The sequence below is a fragment of the Brevundimonas sp. LF-1 genome, assembly GCF_037055305.1.
Lineage (GTDB): Bacteria > Pseudomonadota > Alphaproteobacteria > Caulobacterales > Caulobacteraceae > Brevundimonas > Brevundimonas sanguinis.
The window spans coordinates 372037-388427 of sequence record NZ_CP146349.1; the positions used below are offsets into that span (position 1 = coordinate 372037).

A 16391-nucleotide genomic window follows, 5' to 3' on the forward strand; every position below is an offset into this window, starting at 1 on the left:
TACTCCCCCAAAGAAGCCGCGCCGCGCCGGGCGTTGCTCCACACTCACGCTCAATGAAGGACCGGCGCGTCCGGGAATCAGGTCGTCGTCAGACCGGCGTCCAGGCGTTCATGGTCCGCTCCAGCACCGTCAGCGGCACGCCGCCCAGAGCCAGGCCCGTGTCATGGAAGCCCTTGATGTCGAAGCGCGGTCCCAGGCGCCGTTTGGCGTCTTCGCGCAGCTTGACCCAGGTGGTGTGGCCGACCTTGTAGCTGGACGCCTGCCCCGGCCAGACGCAGTAGCGCTCGACCTCGGTGGCGATGCTGGATTCCTGATCGCCCAGCGTATCGACCATGTAGCGGATGCCCTGTTCGCGGCTCCAGCGCTTGTGGTGCAGACCCGAGTCCACGACCAGACGCGCGGCGCGGAACATCAAGGATTGCAGGTAGCCGATCTGGCCAAAGGGATCGTTCTCATAGGCGCCGATCTCGTCCGCCAACTGCTCCGAATACAGGCCCCAGCCCTCGGAATAGGCCGAGAAGCCCATGACCTTCATCAGCAGCGGGGTGTCCGGCTGCTCCATCTGCAGGGCGATCTGGAAGTGATGGCCCGGCACGGCCTCGTGATAGGTCAGGGTCGGCAAGGTCCACTTGGGCCACTCCGCCGTGTCGCGCAGATTGATGTAGTAGGCGCCCGGCCGCGACCCATCCAGCGCCGGCGCCATGTAGTAGCCGCCCGGCGCCCCGGCCTCGATGGCCTTGGGCACGCGACGGATGTCGCAGGGCGACTTGGGCAGGCGGCCGAAATAGTCCGGCATGCGGGCCTGCATGGCCGCCATCTGGACGTTCAACTCCTTCAGCAGCTCTTCCTTGGCCTCGTCCGTGTTCGGATAGACGAAGCGCGGATCCTTGCCGAGGGCGGCGATGCGCTGGCCGACCGTGCCTTGCGTCAACCCTTGCGCCTTCAACAGGCCGTCGGCGCGGGCCGAGATGTCGGCCACCTGGTCCAGCCCCATCTGATGCACCTCGTCCGGCGTCATCGAGGAAGTGGTGTAGTTCTTCAGCCCATAGCGATAGTAGGCCTCGCCGTCCGGCAAACGCCACACGCCGCCGTCGTGCGTCGCGCCCGCGCGCACCGCCTTCAGGGCGTCGGCCTGGCGCTGGATGGCCGGATAGACCTCTCGCGTCAGGATCGTCTGCGCCCGTGCGGCCCAGTCGCCGGGGATGTTTTTCTCGGCCGTGCGACGCGCGATCGACTGGCTCATGACCGAGTCGGCCACGGCCGTGCCGGTGATGGCGCCCATCTGCGTCAGGGTGCGGTCGATGACGAAGTCCGGCGGCACGGCCCCGGCGGCGTAGTCGATCTGCATCCGCTCGCGCTCGTCATCCAGACTGCGGGCGAAGTCCGACAGGCGCGACAGATAGGCCTCGGCGTCATCCGCCGCCTCGATGCGGTGCTGGCTGTCGAGGAAGTCGGGGATCTGCTGGTACGAGCCGCCCAGCTGGCTGACCGTATAGGGCGAGGGGTACATCCCGCCGCCATAGGGGAAGGCGTAGCCTTCCATCACCGTCTCGCCGAAGAAGGTCAGGGAGTCGTGATAGATCTGCTCCTTGGCCGGCAGGGCGTTGCGGTCGATGGCCGCCATGTCCGTCATGGCGGCGACGAACTTGACCTTGTCGGCCTCGACCTTGGCCTGGCTGCGGTCGCTCAGCTTGAAGCGGGCGTCCGCCATCGGTCCCCGGTCCATGCCCAGCATGGTCAGGGCTTCCGGATCGCTCAGCAGCATCTCCTGCGCGATCCGGTTCATCAGGGCGTTGAAGTCGGCCGAAGCGGTCTGCGCCGCAGCGCCATGGGCAAGGGCGCGAACCGGGCCGACAGCGGCCAGCGCTCCCCCGCGGCGACCGACATCAACAGGCGGCGGCGATCCATCATGAGCTTCCTCCCAAAAGCGATGGGCCGGGATGCTAGCGAAGCGATGGCCGCCCGCAAGGCTTGATCGTCGCCTTGCGGGTTAAGTCTGCGTCATGCGCCCGATCTGGGCGCGCTTACATGGGCCTTGATGCAGTCGCGCACGGCGCGCTTCAGGTCGCCGGGCGCGTTCGGCTCATCCACGCCCTCGGCGGCGAAGACGGCGCGCACGGCGGCGTCCAGCCCCTTGGGCAGGGCGGCGATCACCTTCTTCTGCCCCTTTTCATGCAGGCAGAAGCCGACCTGATTGCACAGGTCCGCGAACATGGAATCGAAATCGGGGGCGGCATCGGTCATTTTACTCAGGCTTTCAGCCGCTTGGCGTGGAAGGCCACATGGTCGTCCACGAAGCTGGCCATGAAGAAGTAGGAATGGTCATAGCCCGGCTGCATCCGCAGGGTCAGCCCCTGACCGGCCTTTTGCGCCGCCGCCGTCAGCAGCTCCGGCTTCAACTGATCGGTCAGGAAGGTATCGGCGTCGCCCTGGTCCACCAGGATGTCGTCGAACACGCGCTTTCCATCTGCATCTTGGGCCGCCCCGCCCTCGATCAGCAGGGCCGCGTCGTGTTTCGCCCATTGCGTCCGATCCTCGCCCAGATAGGCGGTGAAGGCCTTCTCGCCCCAGGGACAGCGCGTCGGCGACGAGATCGGCGCAAAGGCCGACACCGACTTGAACAGTTCCGGATGACGCAGCGCCAGCGTCAGCGCCCCGTGCCCGCCCATCGAATGGCCGAAGATCGAGCGCGTCTTCGTCGTCGGGAACTGGGCGTCGATCAGCTCGATCAGCTCGCCCGTGACATAGCTTTCCATGCGGAAATGCGGCGCCCACGGCGCTTGCGTCGCATCGACATAGAAGCCCGCGCCCTGCCCCAGGTCATAGGCGGCGTCGTCGGCCACGCCGTCGCCGCGCGGCGAAGTGTCGGGCGCGACGATGATGACGCCGTGTTCGGCGGCGGCCTTATAGGCGCCCGCCTTGGTGGTGAAGTTGTCCTCGGTGCAGGTCAGCCCCGACAGCCAGATCAGGACCGGAAACGGCCCCTCGCCAGCAGGCACGAAGACCGACAGCGTCATGGGCGTGCCCGTCGTCGCGCTGTCGTGCTTCAGATAGCGCAGCGTCCCGCCGTGAACGACGTGGCTCTTGACCGTTTCCATAAGCTCTACTCCTGAAGATCAGTCCGGCCAGACCTTGGCCATGAAGTCGTCGTCGAGGACGCCGCCGTCCTCGGAGAAATGCGCGTACCAGTCGCGCGGGATCGGCGCGACCGCGCCTTCGGGCGGGCGCCGCCGCCCCAGGCGTCGAACTGCAGACCCACCAGGATCGGCCCTTGGCGCACCTTCGGCGCCGGCACGGCCTCGGCCGCGGCCGTCAGAGCCGCGACGACCTCCGGCTGCATCGGCGGCTCGCCGGTGACGATCCAGGCCCTGGACCGCTCGCCCGGTTTGACCATCAGCAGCATCATGCCCGAGGCGCCCGCTTGCGTCGGCTGGGCCGTGGCGGCGGCGCTGACCGCCTCCTCAACGCGCAGAAGATAGGGCGAGAGGTCGGAGATCTCGATCCGCGCCTTCATCAGGCGGTCGGGCAGATAGAGCACCACCTGCTTGCGGACCCAGGCCGGCGCGGACGCTTCGGCCGGGGGCGGCGTCTCGCCCCCGCGCGGCGTGCAGGCGGCCAGCGCCGCGATCGCCGCAACGCTCATGATCGACGCGATAGCCGCCCTGGTCGTCATCGCTTCAGCCCTCAGCCCGGCCGGTGAACGGCGCAGATCTTGTTGCCCGCCGGATCGCGCAGATAGGCCAGGTGCAGCACGCCGAAGGGGCTGTTGCGCGGGCCGGCCGGATCCTCGATCGCCACGCCGCCCGCTGCGACCCCGGCCTCGGCGAAGGCGACGACCGCCTCGGGACTGGCCGCCGCAAAGCCGATGGTGCCGCCGTTGGCGTGACAGGCCGCCTGACCGTCGCGCGGCTTGACCACGCCCAGCATTCCGCGCGGCGTCATATACCAGACGCCCGGCATCGGCGCTTCGCTCAGCGTGCCCGGCGGGTGGCCCAAGGCGCCCAGCACGGCGTCATAGAACTTGTGCGAAGCCTCGAGATCGTTGGCCCCCAAGGTGACGTGCGTGAACATAGTCTTCTCCCGATTGTGCTCCCGGCCGGCTGACCGGGAGCCGCAAGCTAGGCGGCCTTAGTTTCGTTTGGCAACGCTCTTTTAGAAGACGATGACCGATCGGATGCTCATGCCTTCGTGCATCAGATCGAAGGCCTTGTTGATGTCTTCCAGGGCGAAGGTGTGGGTGATCATCGGGTCGATCTCGATCTTGCCGTCCATGTACCAGTCGACGATCTTGGGCGTGTCGGTGCGGCCGCGCGCGCCGCCGAAGGCCGAGCCCTTCCAGACGCGGCCGGTGACCAGTTGGAACGGACGGGTCGAGATTTCCTTGCCCGCCTCGGCCACGCCGATGATGATGCTCTCGCCCCAGCCGCGGTGGCAGGATTCCAGCGCCTGGCGCATGACGTCGGTGTTGCCGGTGCAGTCGAAGGTGTAGTCGGCGCCGCCGTCGGTCAGGCGCACCACCTCGGCCACGACGTCCGAGACGTTCTTCGGATTGATGAAGTCCGTCATGCCGAAGCGACGGCCCCACTCCTCCTTGTCGTTGTTGATGTCCACGCCGATGATCTTGTCGGCGCCGACCATCTTCAGGCCCTGGATGACGTTCAGGCCGATGCCGCCCAGACCGAACACCACGCAGTTAGCGCCCGGCGTCACCTTGGCGGTGTTGGTCACGGCGCCCACGCCCGTGGTCACGCCGCAGCCGACGTAGCAGGCCTTGTCGAACGGGGCGTCCTTGCGGATCTTGGCCAGAGCGATTTCCGGCAGCACCGTATAGTTCGAGAAGGTCGAGCAGCCCATGTAGTGGGCGATCGCCTGGCCCTTGTAGCTGAAGCGGCTGGTGCCGTCGGGCATCAGGCCCTTGCCCTGGGTGGCGCGGATCGAGGTGCACAGGTTGGTCTTGCGCGACAGGCACGACTTACACTGGCGGCATTCCGGCGTGTACAGCGGGATGACATGGTCGCCGACCTCGACCGAGGTCACCCCGGGCCCGACTTCCACCACCACGCCCGCGCCCTCGTGGCCGAGGATCGACGGGAAGATGCCCTCGGAATCCAGGCCGTCCAGCGTATAGGCGTCGGTGTGGCACACCCCGGTCGCCTTGATCTCGACCAGCACCTCGCCGGCGCGCGGACCTTCCAGGTCGACCTCGACGATCTCGAGCGGGCGTTTGGCTTCGAAGGCGACGGCGGCGCGGGTCTTCATGATGTTGGGTCCTTCGGACGTCCCTATCGCTCGCGACGCGGTCGCTCGCTGCTTCAGGGACTAAGGCGGGAGAGGTGACGATTGGCGACCTTACTACGCCCGTTGCGGCTGGGTCGAAACGGCGACAACGGCAAAACATTATTGCTGTTGAGCAACAATCCTGATCCAACATCCCCATGAGCCGCTGGGACGGGATCGACGAATTCACCGCTGTCGCCGAACAGGCCAGCTTCTCGGCCGCCGCCAAGCGGCTGGGCCTGTCGACATCCGCCGTCAGCCGCGAGATCGCGCGGCTGGAGGACCGGCTGCAGACCCGCCTGCTCCACCGCACCACCCGCCGGGTCGAGCTGACCGACGCAGGCCGCGACTTCCTTTCCCGGTGTCGTCGCCTGATCGACGAACGCGACGAGGCCCTGGCCGCCGTCCAGCCCGACGATCAGGCCCCGCGCGGCCTGCTGCGGATGACCTGCTCCGTCTCCTATGGCGAGCGGTTCATCGCCCCCGCCGTCAACGCCTTCGCCCGCCAGAACCCGGAACTGCGCATCGAGCTGGACCTCGACAATCGTCTCAGGGACCTGGTCGGCGACGGCTATGATCTGGCGGTGCGCTTCGGCCACCTGACCGACTCCCGACTGATGGCGCGGCGGCTGGCGTCGCGGCGGCTGATTCTGTGCGCCAGCCCCGACTATCTGGCGCGGCGCGGCGCCCCGCGCGACCTGTCCGAGATCGCCAGCCACGACGGCCTGATCGGCTCGGCCGAGCACTGGCGCTTCACCGAGGCCGGACGCGAGGTCAGCCTTCGCCCCTCCGGCCGCTGGCGCTGCAACTCCGGCGCGGCGGTGCTGGACGCGGCTCTGCAAGGGCTGGGCCTGTGCCAACTGCCCGAGTTCTACGTCGCCGAGGCGCTGGCCAGCGGCACCCTCGTCTCCTTGCTGGACGCGGCCCGCCCGCCCGACGAAGGCGTCTGGGCCGTCCACCCCCACCCCCGCCACGTCCCGCCCAAGGTCCGCGCCATGATCGACTGGCTGCACGACCGACTGGCCGCGCCAAGGAGCCCCGCATGAACCTCGTCATCCTGACCGGCGCCGGCGTCTCGGCCGAGAGCGGCGTGCCGACCTTCCGCGCTTCGGACGGCCTGTGGGAGGGGCATCGCGTCGAGGCGGTGGCGACGCCCGAGGGCTTCGCGGCCAACCCGGCCCTGGTGCAGGACTTCTACAACCAGCGCCGGCGCCAGCTGGCCAGCGTGCAGCCCAACGCCGCGCACCGGGCCCTGGCCGATCTGGCGGCGCGCTGGAAAGGCGGCTTCCTGCTGGTGACGCAGAATGTCGACGACCTGCACGACCGCGCGCATGCCGAGACGCCGCCGGCAGCAGGCTTCGAGCTGATCCACATGCACGGCGAGCTGAAGAAGGCGCGCTGCACCGCCTCGGACATCGTCTGCGACTGGGACGGCGATCTGGAGGCGACCCACGCCTCGCCGCATCACCCGCGCGGAATCTTACGCCCGCACATCGTCTGGTTCGGCGAAATCCCGCTGGAGATGGAGCAGATCGAAGCGGCGCTGGCGCGGTGCGACCTGTTCGTCTCCATCGGCACCTCGGGCGCGGTCTATCCGGCGGCGGGCTTCGTCCAGCTGGCGCGTATGGCCGGGGCGCGGACGGTGGAGATCAACCTGGAGCCGACGCAGGGCGCGCGCCTGTTCGACGAGGGCGTCTATGGCCCCGCCAGCGAAACCGTGCCGGGGTTCTTCGGGACGCTGTAAGGCTCCCCTCGCCGTCATCCTCGGGCTTGACCCGAGGATCAAGGAAGCGGCGCGCTCATGCTTTCCAAGCGGCCGCAGGCGGACAACCCGATCCTCGGGTCAAGCCCGAGGATGACGGCGGATAAGAGAACGCTACCCCCTCGGCCCGAACAGGATGATCGCGGCGCCGAACAGGCAGACCGCGCCGCCGATGAGGTCCCAGCGGTCCGGCGTCGTCTTCTCGACCAGCGCCATCCACGCCAGCGAGGCGACGATATAGACCCCGCCATAGGCCGCGAACGCCCGCCCCGCCGCCTCGGCCGGGACCAGCGTCAGCAGCCACGCAAAGGCGATCAGGCTGAGCACGCCCGGCGCCAGCCACCACGGCGAACGATCCAGCTTCAGCCACGCCCAGAAGGCGAAGCAGCCGCCGATCTCGGCCAGGGCCGCCAGGGGATAGACGAGGGCGAGCTTCACTCCCCTTCTTCGCCGCCGCCTTCTCGGCCGCCAGCTTGGCCAGCACCCGGCCCCGCCCCTTGGCCAGGGCGTGGATGGCGCCGCGCAGGGTGGCGACCTCCTGCTCGGTGAAGGCGGCGCGGCCCAGCATGACGCGCAGGTTCTGGCTCATCGAGCGCTTCTTCTCGAGCGGATAGAAGAAGCCGCCGTTGTCCAGCTCCGCCTCCAGATGTTCGTACATCCCCAGCAGCAGGTCGTTCGACGCGGGCGGCTCGCCTTCCTGAATCTCGGCGGCGGGGCGTCCAGGATCAGGGTGCGCCACTCATAGGCGTTGATCGCCACCGCCTGCGCCAGGTTCAGCGAGTGGTGTTTCGGGTCGATCGGAATCGTCGTGATCCCGGCGCACAGGGCGATGTCGCCCGTCTCCAGCCCCGCGCGCTCGCCGCCGAACAGCAGGCCGGTCTTCAGGCCCGAGGCGGTGTCGTCATAGAGGATGCGGGCGCTCTCACGCGGGGTGCGCACCGGCTGGCGCGTCTCGCGCGGGCGGGCGGTGGTGGCGAAGACGGTGTGCAGATCGGCGATGGCCGCCGCCACGCTGTCGAACACCTTCACCCCGTCCAGCACCCAGTCGGCGCCGGACGCCGTGGCCCAGGCGCGCTCCTGGGGCCAGCCGTCGCGCGGGCTGACCAGCCGCAGCTCGGACAGGCCGAAATTGGCCATGACGCGGGCGACCGCGCCGATATTGTCGGCCATCTGGGACTTGTCGAGGACGACGACGGGAGGGGTGAGTTCGCTCATGGGCGCTGTGTAATCCTTCTGCCCCGGCGCGAGAAGGCGCGCTTGCCTCCTTCTTCGCCGCGCCCATATCCCCGGCGACACCTTCTGTTTCCGAAAGCCGCCGCCATGACCGCGCCCGCCCCCAAGCCGCTGAAGATCGACTTCGTCTCCGACGTCATGTGCCCCTGGTGCGCCGTGGGGCTGGGCGGGCTCGAACAGGCTTTGGAGCGTCTGGAGGGCGAAGGGATCGCCGCGAACATCGCCTTCCAGCCGTTCGAACTGAACCCCGACATCGCCCCGGAGGGCGAGAACATGGGCGAGCATCTGGCCCGCAAATACGGCTCCACCCCCGAACAGTCGGCCGCCAACCGCGCCGCCATCACCGCCCGCGCCGCCGAGGTCGGGGTCGAGATGAACTTCCGCGACGACAGCCGCATGTGGAACACCTTCGACGCCCACCGCCTGCTGCACTGGGCCGGGCTGACGGCGCCCAACAAGCAGGCGGCGCTGAAGCACGCCCTGTTCGCCGCCCACTTCACGCAAGGCCGCAACGTTTCGGACGCCGGCGTCCTGACCGAAGCCGCCGAGGCCGCCGGGCTGGACCGCGCCGAGGCGGCCGAGGTGCTGGCGTCCGGCCGCTATATGCAGGAGGTGCGCAACAGTCAGGCCCTGTGGCGCGCGCGGGGCATCACCTCCGTCCCCGCCGTGGTGGTGGAGGACAAATATCTGATCTCCGGCGGCCAGCCGACGCAGGTGTTCGTCAACGCCCTGCGCGAGATCGCGGGCAAGGCGTAAGGCCCTTCTCCCCCTGTGGGAGAAGGTGGACGGCGAAGCCGGACGGATGAGGGGTGTGAGCGCCCCGTTTTCCAATGAGCCCGAGGGAGAGAAAGCGCGTCATGTCGCGCCGACACCCCTTATCCGGCCCTTACGGGCCACCTTCTCCCACAAGGGGAGAAGGGTTGGGAAAAACAGAGTCCAATTCGTCTGAATCGTCTGAAATCGCCGCCCTCTTTTCCGGCGCGAGGCGGGCGCTGAGGACGGCGAGGCGGGCCTCGACGGCGCGGCGGCCCGCGTGGTCGTCGGGGGCCAGACGGGCGGCGTCGCGGGCGACGGCGGCGACCGCCTTCATGTCGGCTTCCAGCGTGTCGAGCGGGTCCGGTTCAGGCGCAGGCGGCGGGCTTTCCGGCTCGGCGGCGGCCAGCAGGGCCGGATCAGTCAGCGCCCGCCAGGTGCGCAGCCAAGACGCCGCCTCGGCCGCCCGGCCGCGCCGCACCGCCCAGTTCAGCCGCATCAGCGCTTGAGCCGCCATCGCCGCCAGATCGGGGGCGTCCGCCGCCGCATCCTCGACCGGATCGTCGTCGTCATTCAGGAGATTTGGGGGCCACGGGTCCGGGTCGCCCGCATCGCAGCGGCGCCAGCCCTGGCGCGCGGCGCGGGACCGCAGCGTCCCCAGCTTCAGCCCATAGCGGTCGCAGACGGCCTCGGCCGTATCCCCGGCCAGATAGTCGCGCCGCGCCGCCGCCCAGACCGCCTCGGAGCGGACGCGATAGCCGTCCCGCGGCGCCGGGTCTTCGTAATAATGGCCGCGCGGGGCGTCATCATGGTTTGGAGGAGGCGCCTCGGCCCGCTCGGCGGTCGAGGGCCGCACATGGTCGGGGATGTAGGTGGTGTCGCCGTACTCGTCCTGCTCCCACCGGCCGGAGGCGATGATGCGCGGCGCCTCCTCATGCCAGTCTTTCTCGGGCCAGTCCTTCTCCCGCCCGCCCGAAGCCTGATCGTCCATCGCGCCGCCTCCTGCCTGAAAGGCGGAGGATGGAGGACGGGTGCGTCAGGATCGGACGGACGTTAGGCGCGCGAAGCAACCGTTGCCGAGGACAAGGGGGCGCGCTAGCGTCTATATATGTTGACCCGAATAGAAATCGACGGCTTCAAAACCTTCTCAGGCTTTGAGCTAGACTTGCAGCCATTTTCTGCGGTGGTTGGTCCCAATGCGAGCGGAAAATCCAATCTTTTTGACGCTCTGAAATTCATCTCCCTCCTAGCTCAGCATGACGTTCGGACGGCAATGCGCGACCTGCGCGGTGAGCCGGAGGAGTTATTTCGACAGACTGCTTCAGGCACCCGCGATGATATGAAATTCGCGGTAGAAGTTCTACTTGGGTCGTTTGGAATCGATGCGTTCGGCGCCAAGTATGCGATTAAGGCTCAGAGAATTAGATACGAGCTTGGCCTTTCCATTAAAAGAGATGCGAGAGGAAATCCTCATGGAATATTTATTTCACATGAAATGTGTTTTCCTCTCTTTAGATCACACGACAAAGACACCTTTCTTCGTCGCGTGAAAGTCTCATATTCTCACAGAAAAAATGCCTTTATAGACATGGATATAGATTCAAATTCCAGGGTAGTGGCATTCAACATTAGACAAGATGGTCCAGCTGGGGATACGGGAGCAACAAAGCGAGGTCGACCTGTTAAAATTCCAGCGGCCGAAGCTTCGAGAACGGCTTTATCTACAATCGCTACGTCTGAATTTCCCCATCTATACGCTCTTAGAGATCTTCTTTCTTCCATTCGCTTTTTGGAAATCAACCCGCAATCTGCGCGTAGGGCAAGCGACAAGTTTGAGTCGAAATCTCTCAGATCAGATGCATCTAACCTGTCCGCAGTTCTAGCCCGATTGAAGGATGAAACTCGAAACGACAAAAGACCCAATGGCGTTATATCGGACATCGCATCCGATCTCACATCGCTTATACCATCCGTTAAATCTGTGAATGTCCACGACGATGACGGGTCCAAAGAATACTCATTTAGCGTCTCCATGAAAGATGATCTTAGTTTCAGCTCTCGGGTAATATCTGATGGGACACTTAGATTGCTCGCCCTTCTTTCTATCCTCGATGACCCCGACAGAAAGGGTGTACTATGCTTTGAGGAGCCGGAAAATGGAGTTCACGAGGGCCGCATACCACTTTTAATGACGCTGCTCAGAGAATCAGCCTCAACAGGCGACGGCCTCCTTGAAGATCAACTATTCCAAGTCCTTGTTAACACTCATTCTCCAGCAGTAATGAAATCTCTAGAAGATAGGGAGATTATTGCCGCCGACTCGGTTGCAATGATTGACCCAATATCTAGCACACGATCTACAAGGACTCGTATGCGAACCGGAGTTCGCTCCGATCAACTTGAGCTCGACCCTGAAAAGGACCTTACACGCACTGAAGTTGAGGCGCTTCTACGAAAATTGAGCGAGGAAGCGTGACGTATATATCGTGGGCGACAGCGTACGAAGGCGCGACCGATCGTGCGTATTATGAGGTGCTATTACCTCGAATTCTAACGGACATTTCTCTTCGTGAGGGAACCAGATCCGTTCAGATCCCGGAATCTGCTGCCGTTCAACTATCGCTCTCGGGACGAGCTGTTGAGGAGGTCGCAGGGGAAATCTGTAAGAACGCCCAAGCTTTTCACATTGCCTTCATCCACGCTGATATCGGCGGACGAGGTGTTCGGCAAAGCTTGGCACAGCGTTCTCAAAGTTATTGCGAACGGGCTAATGAGCTATGCGCATGGCCTCAGGAACGCTGCGTAACAATTACTCCAAATCGAGAAACAGAAGCGTGGGTGCTTGCAGACGTCGAGGCTGTTTTAGACGCGCTGGGGTATGCAGGAAGCGCCACTGAACTTGGCCTACCTGCGACGGCAGCGGCAGCGGAGGCTCTGCCGGATCCAAAGAGCGTGCTGGAGAACGCTGTGCGGCTGGCCACTCCACGGCGCCGCCGATCGGCTCCTAGCCAAATATTTTCAGCAGTTGCCCAAGCTCAATCCTTAGATCGTCTACGGGGCGCCGAGTCGTTCAGGCTATTTGAAACACGCGTCCGAGGTGCCCTAGCCTCCCTTGGCGTGATGGCTTCGGCATAATTTTGCAGCCTGCAGACTTGGACGCAAGGCGAGGTTGAGACCGCCTCGCGTCCATAATCCTGGCCCGGGGTGCGCCCGCTCGCTTAAACCTTCACCTCAATCTCCCCGCCCCCGGCTCTGAACTTAGCGCTCATCTCGGCCATGCCCGCCTCGGCGTCCGTCAGGCTGGCGCCCGCGTCGTTCTGGGCCTTGGCGGCGTCGCGGATGTCCTGGCTGATCTTCATGCTGCAGAACTTGGGGCCGCACATGGAGCAGAAGTGGGCGGTCTTGTGCGCCTCCTTCGGCAGGGTCTCGTCGTGGAATTTGCGGGCGGTCTCGGGGTCCAGGGAGAGGTTGAACTGGTCCTCCCAGCGGAACTCGAAGCGGGCTCTGGAGAGGGCGTCGTCGTGGGCGCGGGCGCCGGGGTGGCCCTTGGCCAGGTCGGCGGCGTGGGCGGCGATCTTGTAGGTGATGACGCCGTCCTTGACGTCCTGACGGTCGGGCAGGCCCAGATGCTCCTTGGGCGTGACGTAGCAGAGCATGGCCGTGCCGAACCAGCCGATCATGGCCGCGCCGATGGCCGACGTGATGTGGTCGTAGCCGGGGGCGATGTCGGTGGTCAGCGGGCCCAAGGTATAGAAGGGCGCCTCGTGGCAGTGCTTGAGCTGCTCGTCCATGTTGGCCTTGATCTTGTGCATCGGCACGTGGCCGGGGCCTTCGATCATGACCTGGCAGCCCTTGGCCCAGGCGGTCTTGGTGAGTTCGCCCAGGGTGCGCAGCTCGGCGAACTGGGCCTCGTCGTTGGCGTCGGCGATGGAGCCGGGGCGCAGGCCGTCGCCGAGGCTGAAGGAGACATCATAGGCGCGCATGATGTCGCAGATGTCCTCGAAATGCTCGTAGAGGAAGCTCTCCTTGTGGTGGGCCAGGCACCACTTGGCCATGATCGAGCCGCCGCGTGAGACGATGCCCGTCACCCGCTTGGCCGTCATCGGCACGAAGGGCAGGCGCACGCCCGCGTGGATGGTGAAATAGTCCACGCCCTGTTCGGCCTGTTCGATCAGGGTGTCGCGGAAGACTTCCCAGGTCAGATCCTCGGCGACGCCGTTCACCTTCTCCAGCGCCTGATAGATGGGCACGGTGCCGATGGGGACGGACGAGTTGCGGATGATCCAGTCGCGGATGTTGTGGATGTTGCGGCCGGTCGACAGGTCCATGACGTTGTCGGCGCCCCAGCGGGTGGCCCAGACCAGCTTGTCCACCTCGTCATCGACGGACGAGAGGACGGCCGAGTTGCCGATGTTGGCGTTGATCTTCACCAGGAAGTTGCGGCCGATGATCATCGGCTCGACTTCGGGGTGGTTGATGTTGTGCGGGATGATGGCGCGGCCGCGGGCGATTTCCTGACGCACGAACTCGGGCGTGACGAAGTCGGGGATCGAGGCGCCGAAGTCCTCGCCGTCGCGGATGCAGGGGGCGTTCTGCTCGCGGCGCAGGTTCTCGCGGATGGCGACGTATTCCATCTCGGGCGTGATGATGCCGGCCTGGGCGTATTCGTACTGGGTGACGGGGCGGCCCGGGACGCCCTTGAACACCTGATGGTTGGAGGTGTCGAAGCGGGGGCCAGGTGCTTGCCGCTGGCGTGGCCGTTGTCTTCGGGTTTGACCTCGCGAGGGTTGGCGACGGGGGCGATGTCGCCGCGATCCAGCTGCCAGCTGGATTTGACCTTGGGCAGGCCCTTCTTGATGTCGATGGTCACGGCCGGGTCGGTGTAGGGGCCGGATGAGTCGTACATCGTCACCGGCGGCTCGTTGGCCGAAGGGTGGACGGCGACCTCGCGGAAGGGGACGCGGATGTCGGGGAAGAGCTCGCCCGCGACATAGACCTTGCGGCCGCCCGCGCGGGGGCCGGTGGGGATCGTGCCGTGCTCGGCGGCGACTTGTTGGCGCGCTTCGCTGAGAGGGAGGCTATCGCTCGCGACGCGGTCGCTCGCTGCTTGAGCCTCGGTCGGCGTTTGGGTGTCGGTGACGTGGATATTCATTGTGGCGGCCTCCTGCGAGAAGAGGTCCGCCGGCGCGGTATGAGCGCCCCGACGCCGGACTTCGGGCGTCGAAAGCGGTGAACTCGTCCCTTCGCCGGCATGACCCGGATCAGGTTCGACGGGTCAGGCGCCTACGCCAATCTCAGCCGCTCGATCGCGACCCCCGGAGAACACGGCAAGCCTAGCCCGTTTGCGAGGCGGGTCAAGCGAAGCGATGGGAAGAAGAGAGGGGGCGGCCCGGCTTCTCAGTCGGGGGGCGTTAAGGCCGGGCCGCCGCAGACTGCGTCGGGGTTGGGGGGCGTCCGACGGGTCCGATTGCTGAACCCCCGACTGCGAGGTTGGTTCCGCGGCCGGTGGGCTGTTAACGCGCTTTATCGAACAATAATCATTTTTGTGGGGCCGCCGCTTCAAACGGCGCGTCGGCGGCGCTCCAGTTGCAGCACAGCGCCGCCCGCCAAGAGGGCGCCCAGCAGGATCATGGCCCATTCGGTCAGGGTCGGAACGGGCGCAGGCGCGACGCCGCCGACCGCCAGCGTCGCCGTGGCGAGGTTGTCCGTCGGATCAGAATCCAGCGCGCTGGGCCTGGCCTCCGCTTCTCCCGTCAAGACGGTTCCAGGCACAGCGCCGGACGGCAGCACTGCCTCCGCAGTCAGGGTAAACCCCTGCCCGTCGCCAAGGGTGACATTGTGAATAAGCGCGCCCGTCGTGTTCGAACCAACGATCGTTCCGGCGTTCGTGCTGACTAATGTCGGCGTCAGCCCGGCAGGCAGCCATATCTCCGCCTCTAAACCAGTGACTTGTCCCGGGCCGTGATTGGTGACCACGGCTTCAAACCTGATCGTGGCGCCAGGCTTTGGCGACTGAGGGCTGGCCGTCAATGTGACGGATACATCCGGGTTCTGCGCCGCCGCAGCGGTCGCGCCCAGAGAGAGCAGGAGCCCGAGAGCAAGACCGGCCAGAAATTTCATATCGCACCACTTTCAACAAACCGACGGCGTCGAACAACGTAATCAATGATCAGTCAATGATAATCGCTGGTTTTCAAAGACTGTCCCGTGCAGGCGGGCTTTACGTTGCACGCCTTCCGACCGCATGAGAGCTGCCTGAAGCGGGCGCGCCGCCGGGAGATCGACATGAGCAGGGTTCTGGGCGTTCTGGGAGGCATGGGGCCGGCCGCGACGCTGGCCTTTCTGGCGCGGGTGCAGGCGCTGACGCCGGCCAGGGTGGATGAAGACCACATCCGCGTCATCGCCGACATCAACCCCCAGGTGCCCAATCGCCATACCCAGCCCGAGGCGGCGGGGCGGGCGCTGGGCGAAATGGCGCAGGCGCTGAACACTGCGGGGGCGCAGGTGCTGGCCATGCCGTGCAATACGGCCCACGCCCATGCGGGCGCCATCCGCGCGGCGGGCCTGCCCTTCATCGACATGGTGGCGGAAACGGCCAGGGCGGCGGCCGGGACCGGGGCGCGGCGGGTCGGGGTGCTGGCGACGCCGGGCGGGATGCGGCTCTACGCCGAGGCTTTGGCGGCCGAGGGGCTGGCGATGGTCGCCCTCCCCGCCGAGGGCGAACGGTTCATGCAGGTGGTGTTCGCGGTGAAGGCGGGCGATGTCGGCCCCGATCAGCGCGCGGCCATGCGCGATCTGGCGCAGGCCCTGATCGCGGCAGGCGCCGAGGCGGTGATCGGCGGCTGCACCGAGGTGCCGCTGCTGCTGGATCAGGCCGATGTCAGCGCGCCGCTGATCGATTCCGCCGAGGTGCTGGCGCGGGCCTGCGTCGCGGCCTGTCGATAGGCGGCCTGGCCGCCAGCCCGGGCTGTTCGGGAGCGCCGCACGTTCTGACGGCGGCGCTTGTGGCGGTCCCGGCTCAAGGCCGGGATGACGGCGTCTTCGGCAGGCTCAGGTCTCCGACTTCTTGCCCATCAGGGGCGACAGCAGGCTGTTGACCTCGTCCATCTGACCGTGGCCCTGGGCGGCGCGATGCTCAAGCTCGGCGGCGCGACGCTCCAGCTCGCGGGCGCGTTCGGCGCGGGGGTCGTCCTCGGCCACGGCGTGAAGGGCGGGGCGGCGCGCCTCCAGTTCGGCGATCAGCTCGTCGAACCGCGCCTGATTCATGTTTTCGCCTTGTTCAAACAGGGCGATGGCCTCTTCCAGAGCGACTTCAAAGGCGTCTTGATCGGGCATGGAATCATCCTCTTATGCTTACGCTTATCAA

At 66.1% G+C, this 16391-nt stretch carries 14 protein-coding genes, 3 pseudogenes and 1 riboswitch; of the genes and pseudogenes, 5 read left to right on the top strand and 12 right to left on the bottom strand.

Features of this window, described 5'->3' with window-relative positions; all coding sequences use genetic code 11:
* Positions 1-88 precede the first annotated feature (88 nt).
* The 6 genes and pseudogenes from V8F63_RS02015 to V8F63_RS02040 all read right to left on the bottom strand — a co-directional run bounded on the left by V8F63_RS02015 (position 89) and on the right by V8F63_RS02040 (position 5259).
* Positions 89-1911 (bottom strand): annotated as a pseudogene (locus V8F63_RS02015) (DUF885 family protein).
* Positions 1912-2001: 90 nt separating this feature from the next.
* Positions 2002-2244 carry a hypothetical protein gene (locus tag V8F63_RS02020; protein ID WP_392354354.1) on the bottom strand — a complete coding sequence of 81 codons (243 nt, stop codon included), beginning with the start codon at positions 2242-2244 and terminating at the stop codon, positions 2002-2004.
* Positions 2245-2249: 5 nt separating this feature from the next.
* On the bottom strand, positions 2250-3098 hold the full coding sequence (fghA, locus tag V8F63_RS02025) for an S-formylglutathione hydrolase (protein ID WP_392354355.1): 849 nt from the start codon (positions 3096-3098) through the stop codon (positions 2250-2252).
* 5 nt (positions 3099-3103) lie between these two features.
* Positions 3104-3643, bottom strand: coding sequence for a hypothetical protein (locus tag V8F63_RS02030; protein WP_392354356.1), 540 nt, complete (start codon positions 3641-3643; stop codon positions 3104-3106).
* 41 nt (positions 3644-3684) lie between these two features.
* The gene (locus V8F63_RS02035) at positions 3685-4071 is read right to left on the bottom strand and encodes a VOC family protein (RefSeq protein WP_025977976.1); all 387 of its coding nucleotides are present in this window, start codon (positions 4069-4071) and stop codon (positions 3685-3687) included.
* 81 nt (positions 4072-4152) lie between these two features.
* A complete protein-coding gene (locus tag V8F63_RS02040) occupies positions 4153-5259 on the bottom strand; it encodes an S-(hydroxymethyl)glutathione dehydrogenase/class III alcohol dehydrogenase (protein ID WP_392354357.1) in 1107 nt (368 codons plus the stop codon).
* A 176-nt stretch (positions 5260-5435) separates the two neighbouring features.
* Between V8F63_RS02040 and V8F63_RS02045 the strand changes: the two genes are divergently transcribed.
* Positions 5436-6323 (top strand): LysR family transcriptional regulator, encoded by an 888-nt coding sequence (locus tag V8F63_RS02045; RefSeq protein WP_392354358.1) that lies wholly within the window; start codon positions 5436-5438, stop codon positions 6321-6323.
* Positions 6320-7021, top strand: a complete 702-nt coding sequence (locus V8F63_RS02050; RefSeq protein ID WP_392354359.1) for an NAD-dependent deacylase — start codon at positions 6320-6322, stop codon at positions 7019-7021. The genes V8F63_RS02045 and V8F63_RS02050 overlap by 4 nt, the downstream gene beginning before the upstream one ends.
* A gap of 132 nt (positions 7022-7153) precedes the next feature.
* Here V8F63_RS02050 and V8F63_RS02055 read toward each other — a convergent pair whose 3' ends face one another.
* Both V8F63_RS02055 and V8F63_RS02060 read right to left on the bottom strand, forming a co-directional pair.
* Positions 7154-7477 carry a YnfA family protein gene (locus V8F63_RS02055; RefSeq protein WP_392355014.1) on the bottom strand — a complete coding sequence of 108 codons (324 nt, stop codon included), beginning with the start codon at positions 7475-7477 and terminating at the stop codon, positions 7154-7156.
* A 16-nt stretch (positions 7478-7493) separates the two neighbouring features.
* Positions 7494-8254, bottom strand: a pseudogene (locus tag V8F63_RS02060) (RNA methyltransferase); the annotation flags it as partial.
* A 105-nt stretch (positions 8255-8359) separates the two neighbouring features.
* On the opposite strand from V8F63_RS02060, the gene V8F63_RS02065 reads away from it, so the two are divergent.
* Positions 8360-9028 carry a DsbA family oxidoreductase gene (locus V8F63_RS02065; RefSeq protein WP_392354360.1) on the top strand — a complete coding sequence of 223 codons (669 nt, stop codon included), beginning with the start codon at positions 8360-8362 and terminating at the stop codon, positions 9026-9028.
* A gap of 130 nt (positions 9029-9158) precedes the next feature.
* On the opposite strand, the gene V8F63_RS02070 is transcribed toward V8F63_RS02065, so the two are convergent.
* Positions 9159-10016, bottom strand: a complete 858-nt coding sequence (locus V8F63_RS02070) for a hypothetical protein (protein ID WP_392354361.1) — start codon at positions 10014-10016, stop codon at positions 9159-9161.
* Positions 10017-10133: 117 nt separating this feature from the next.
* Here V8F63_RS02070 and V8F63_RS02075 point away from each other — a divergent pair, with 117 nt between their 5' ends.
* The gene (locus tag V8F63_RS02075; RefSeq protein WP_392354362.1) at positions 10134-11501 is read left to right on the top strand and encodes an AAA family ATPase; all 1368 of its coding nucleotides are present in this window, start codon (positions 10134-10136) and stop codon (positions 11499-11501) included.
* A gap of 742 nt (positions 11502-12243) precedes the next feature.
* Here the strand turns inward: V8F63_RS02075 and thiC are convergent.
* Together thiC and V8F63_RS02085 are read right to left on the bottom strand one after the other, a co-directional pair.
* Positions 12244-14177, bottom strand: a pseudogene (gene thiC, locus V8F63_RS02080) (phosphomethylpyrimidine synthase ThiC).
* A 69-nt stretch (positions 14178-14246) separates the two neighbouring features.
* A riboswitch (TPP riboswitch) is annotated at positions 14247-14354 on the bottom strand.
* Positions 14355-14584: 230 nt separating this feature from the next.
* Entirely contained in the window at positions 14585-15145 is a 561-nt protein-coding gene (locus V8F63_RS02085) for a DUF11 domain-containing protein (RefSeq protein ID WP_134581598.1), read from the bottom strand.
* Positions 15146-15310: 165 nt separating this feature from the next.
* On the opposite strand from V8F63_RS02085, the gene V8F63_RS02090 reads away from it, so the two are divergent.
* Positions 15311-15970 carry an amino acid racemase gene (locus V8F63_RS02090; protein ID WP_392355015.1) on the top strand — a complete coding sequence of 220 codons (660 nt, stop codon included), beginning with the start codon at positions 15311-15313 and terminating at the stop codon, positions 15968-15970.
* A 105-nt stretch (positions 15971-16075) separates the two neighbouring features.
* Here V8F63_RS02090 and V8F63_RS02095 read toward each other — a convergent pair whose 3' ends face one another.
* Complete coding sequence (locus V8F63_RS02095) at positions 16076-16360, bottom strand: hypothetical protein (protein ID WP_025976860.1); 285 nt, start codon at positions 16358-16360, stop codon at positions 16076-16078.
* Positions 16361-16391: the final 31 nt, after the last annotated feature.